The sequence below is a fragment of the Mycobacterium sp. E2327 genome, assembly GCF_001672675.1.
In the GTDB taxonomy this organism is placed as follows: Bacteria; Actinomycetota; Actinomycetes; order Mycobacteriales; family Mycobacteriaceae; genus Mycobacterium.
Map to the genome: position 1 here is coordinate 1 of NZ_LZKE01000150.1, position 3,384 is coordinate 3,384.

Here is a 3,384-nt window from a genome sequence, read left to right on the forward strand (position 1 = left end):
AGGCCCGCGACTGCAACGACGTTCGGCGTCACCAGGACGATGCCGATCCCGAACAGGAGCATCGCACCGTAGATGGGATTGCGGATCCGGCCGAACGTGCCGGTGTGCACCAGCGTGGTGGTCTCCGTGGTGTCAACCCCGATCCGCCAGGAATCACCCATCTCGAGTTGCGCGTACACCGTCGCGGCGATGCCCGCCGTGGCCAGCACGATGCCGACGGTTTGAATGCAGACCTCGTTGAGAACCCGCAGCGGGCCAACCACCTTGGCCTCCTGCAAGATTGGGGCGCTCACCGCCACCGCCAGCGCCGCCACGAAGCCGACGCCGGCGACGCGTTCCACCGGGCCGCCGGTTCTGATGCCGCGGAAACCGGTGGAGCCGGTGCGCCGATACTGCAACCAGCTGCGCCAGCCGAGTCCCAGCACCCCGAAGATCGCGAAGAGCACCAGGGCCATGTCGGCAGCGGCTGTCGCTGGCATGCGAATTCCCATGACCGCCGTCATCGCCAGCGAGGGTACATCACGGCTCTCGGTCACCGAAACACTTCCCGCAGAGCCGCGTCGATCGCGTCGGCGCGCGGTGCGCAGTCACCGGCGCCGGGCACCAGGGTGGCCAGCGCACCCGCGGCGCAGGCGCGGCGTAGCGCGGTCAGCCGCTCGGCCCGCGAGGCTGGATTGGCGCAAGGGTCCCGCGGCCAGTTGGCGGCCAGCACGCCGGCGAACACGTCGCCGGCGCCGGCGGTATCCAACGCCTTGACCGCAGGCGCGGGCACGTCGAATTCACCGTCGGCGCCGTTGTACCGCACGCCGCGCGCGCCGAGGGTGACCACCAAATGGGTTGACCGCCAGGGCCATCGTTCGGCTTCGGCTTCGTTGGCGATGACCACGTCCGCGGCGGCCGCCAGCTCGACCAAGCCGCCGTCGAGTCGGCCGACGGGCGAGGCGTTGACGATGACGGCCGCCCCCGCCGAGCGGGCGTGGTGCGCCGCCGCCACCGCCGTCGGCACCGGAATCTCCAACTGGGTCAACAGCACATCGCAGCCGGCGATCACTTCGCGGGCTTGGGCGCCTGCCAGCGTCAGCCGCCCGTTGGCGCCGGGCGCCACCACGATGGTGTTTTCGGCGTTGGCATCGACCACGATGGCCGCCGTACCGCTTGGCCCCGGCACGGTGACCATCCCGTCGAGCCCAACGCCGTTGGCCCGCAGATGGGCCCGCAACCGTGCTGCGGCGGCGTCGTCGCCCAGCGCGCCGACGAACTGCACGTGCGCGCCCGCGCGCGCCGCCGCCACGGCCTGGTTGGCGCCCTTGCCGCCGGGGGCCGAGGTCAGCGACGACGCCAACACCGTCTCGCCCGGCTGCGGCAGCGCGTCGACGTCGAACGTCAGGTCCATGTTCACGCTGCCGACCACGCAGACCCGCGCCATGATGCCGACGTTAGTCGGGCCGAATTGGGCACACACAATGGCGGTGGCCGGCCCATTGACGCTGATCCTTTTTCGGCAATCCCCAATATCGTGATGTGCGCGCGTTAGTCTGCAGCGTGATCGGTGCTCAATCCGGTCGGAAGGAGGGGAAAGGCAAATGACGTTGACCGAGCCGAAAATGGCTGAACCGGCGTCTGAAAACCCGCCGGAATCCGCTCCCGAATCCGTATCGCCCGAAAAGCCGCGGCACGGTCCGCGTCGGCCTTTGGTGTGGCACCGCTTCCGCTTCGGCATCCAGTCCAAGATCCTCATCGCGATGCTCCTCTCGGGCATCCTCGGCGTGTCGGTGATCGGGCTCATCGGCGCGATATCCGGCCGCAACGCGCTGCGGCAGGTGGAGTCCGAGCGGTTGATCGAGCTGCGGGAATCGCAGAAGAGGCAGGTGCAGGCGCTGTTTCGGGAGGTGACGAACTCCCTGATCGTCTATAGCGGCGGATTCAGCATCAACGAGGCCACGACGTCGCTCACCGCGGGCTTCGAGCAGCTGGCCAACGCGACGATCAGCCCGGCCCAGCAGCAGGCGCTGGTCAACTACTACGAGAACCAGATGATCGCGCCGATCAAAAAGGTGACCGGCAACGCGATCGATCTCAATGCGGTCCTGCCGACCAACCCGGCGCAGAAGTACCTGCAGGCGTACTACACCGCGCCGCCCAGACCGACCGCCGACTCGCTTCCCGTCGAGGACGCCGGCGACGGGAGCGCGTGGACGGCGGCCAACGCGCACTTCGATTTCTACATGCGCGGCATCGTGACCCGCTTCGATTATCGTGACGCGCTGCTGCTGGACATGCAGGGCAACGTCGTCTATTCGGTGCGGAAGGGCCCCGACCTCGGAACGAATATCCTGACCGGTCCCTATCGGGAATCGAATTTGAAGGACGCCTACCAGAAGGCGCTGCGCTCCAATGACTTGGATTTCGTCTGGATCACCGACTTTCAGCCGTATCAGCCGGCGCTCGATGCACCCAACGCGTGGGTAGTCTCACCGGTCGGGATGAACGGCAAGATGGTTGGTGTCATGGCCTTCCCGGTGCCAATCGCGAAGATCAACAACATCATGACCGCGGGCAGACAGTGGCAGGCAGCCGGGATGGGCGCGGCCACCGAGACCTATCTGGCCGGCCCCGACGGCCTGATGCGTTCGGATTCGCGCGAATTCCTTGAAGACCCCCAGCAATACAGGCGGGACGCGATCGCCGCGGGCACCGCACCCGACGTCGTGGAGAAGGCGATCCGGTTGGGGGGCACGACGTTGGTGCAACCGGTTGACACAGCGGGCTTTCGCGCCGCGCAGCGCGGGGAGAGCGGCACCATCAGCGCCATCGATTACCTGGGCAACAAGGAATTGGAAGCCTATGCCCCACTGGACATTGCCAATTCCAACCTGCACTGGTCGATCCTGGCCACGCGCGATGACTCGGACGCTTTCGCGCGGCTGGGCCGGTTCAGCAAGACGCTCGTTATCGCGGTGACCGCGCTGGTGTTCGTCATCTGCGTGGCCTCGATGCTCATCGCCGGGACGGCGATGCGGCCGGTCCGGCGGCTAGAGGAGGGCACCCGTAAGATCAGCTCGGGCGACTACGACGTCAACATTCCGGTGATGACTCGCGACGAAATCGGCGATCTCACTGCGGCTTTCAACGAGATGAGCCGCAACCTCGCGATCAAGGAGGAGTTGCTCAACGAGCAGCGCAACGAAAACAACCGCCTCCTGCTGGCGCTGATGCCGGAGTCGCTCGTCCAGCGGTACCGCGAGGGTGAGGCGACCATCGCGCAGAAACACCAGGACGTCGCGATCATCTTCGCCGACATCGCCGGGCTGGACGAGCTTTCCAACGATCTTTCCGGCGACGAACTGGTGGGAATCGTCGACGAGCTGTTCCGGCAGTTCGATT

3 protein-coding genes are annotated in these 3,384 nt (G+C 66.7%); 1 reads left to right on the forward strand and 2 read right to left on the reverse strand.

Annotated elements, in window-relative coordinates; genetic code table 11:
- On the reverse strand, nt 1–479 hold a 479-nt coding region (locus A5712_RS18400; RefSeq protein ID WP_156766624.1), incomplete at its 3' end, for an isoprenylcysteine carboxylmethyltransferase family protein.
- Nucleotides 480–532: 53 nt separating this feature from the next.
- Complete coding sequence (locus A5712_RS18405; protein WP_068107865.1) at nt 533–1,426, reverse strand: PfkB family carbohydrate kinase; 894 nt, start codon at nt 1,424–1,426, stop codon at nt 533–535.
- Nucleotides 1,427–1,604: 178 nt separating this feature from the next.
- On the opposite strand from A5712_RS18405, the gene A5712_RS18410 reads away from it, so the two are divergent.
- Nucleotides 1,605–3,384: HAMP domain-containing protein (locus A5712_RS18410; protein WP_231982158.1), on the forward strand; the 1,780-nt coding region annotated here is incomplete at its 3' end.

What these genes read in the sequence shown, in the direction of transcription:
- A5712_RS18405 (WP_068107865.1), bottom strand. Translation starts at nt 1,426, where the DNA reads ATGGCGCGGGTCTGCGTGGTCGGCAGCGTGAACATGGACCTGACGTTC.